Origin of the sequence: Stappia sediminis (assembly GCF_009826895.1) — a bacterium.
Taxonomy (GTDB): Bacteria; Pseudomonadota; Alphaproteobacteria; order Rhizobiales; family Stappiaceae; genus Hongsoonwoonella; species Hongsoonwoonella sediminis.
In genome coordinates this window covers 1-903 of sequence record NZ_WUMV01000019.1, presented here as the reverse complement: position 1 = coordinate 903, position 903 = coordinate 1, and the positions used below count along the sequence as shown (strand labels likewise).

The window sequence follows — 903 nt, the reverse complement described above, 5'->3', positions numbered from 1 at the left end:
TGAATTGGGGAGTTATTCCTTGACGGAGCAGAAGCCGGTCTTCGAGATCACCACCTCGCGCCAGTTCGAGAGCTGGCTCGCCGAAAGCGGAGCGAGCCTCGCCTTTTCCACCTATCAGGCCGGCATGCTGATGCTGATCGGCACGAATGCCGACGGCAAGCTGTCGCTGTTCAACCGGCAGCTTGAGCGCGTGATGGGGCTTGCGGTTTCAGGCGACAGGCTTTTTGCTGCAAGCCTTTACCAGCTTCACCGCTTCGACAATCTGCTGGCCGAGGGTCAGGTGACGCCGGAAGGCTACGACCGGCTGTTCGCGCCGCGCGTCAGCTATGTCACCGGCGATATCGACGCGCATGACATCGGCCTCGACGAATACGGCGATCCGATCTTCGTCAACACGCTGTTTTCCTGCCTTGCGAAGCCAAGTGTCGAGCACAGCTTCCAGCCGGTCTGGCAGCCGCAATTTATCAGCCGGCTTGCGGCGGAAGACCGCTGCCACTTGAACGGCCTTGCCATGGAGGGCGGGCGTCCGCGCTATGTCACGGCAGTGTCGCAGAGCGACGTCGCCGACGGCTGGCGCGACGGGCGGCGCGACGGCGGCGTAGTGGTCGATGTGGAGACGGGCGAGATCGTGGCGAGCGGCTTTTCGATGCCGCATTCGCCGCGAATTCACAACGGCAAGCTGTGGCTGCACGACAGCGGAACCGGCCGTTTCGGCACGGTGGATGTGGCGAGCGGTCGCTTCGAGGAGGTTGCCTTCTGCCCCGGTTACCTGCGCGGGCTCGCCTTCGTCGGCGATTACGCGATGATGGGGCTTTCGCTGCCGCGCGACAACAAGACCTTCTCCGGTCTCGCGCTGGATGATGCCTTGGCCGCGCGCAAGGTGGAACCGCGCTGCGCGATCTA

The 903-nt window shown here is 63.8% G+C and carries 1 protein-coding gene; it reads left to right on the top strand.

The annotated features are described in order from the left end of the window. Positions 1–19: 19 nt before the first annotated feature. A partial coding sequence (locus GR183_RS21610; RefSeq protein ID WP_160777767.1) for a TIGR03032 family protein occupies positions 20–903 on the top strand: 884 nt, incomplete at its 3' end.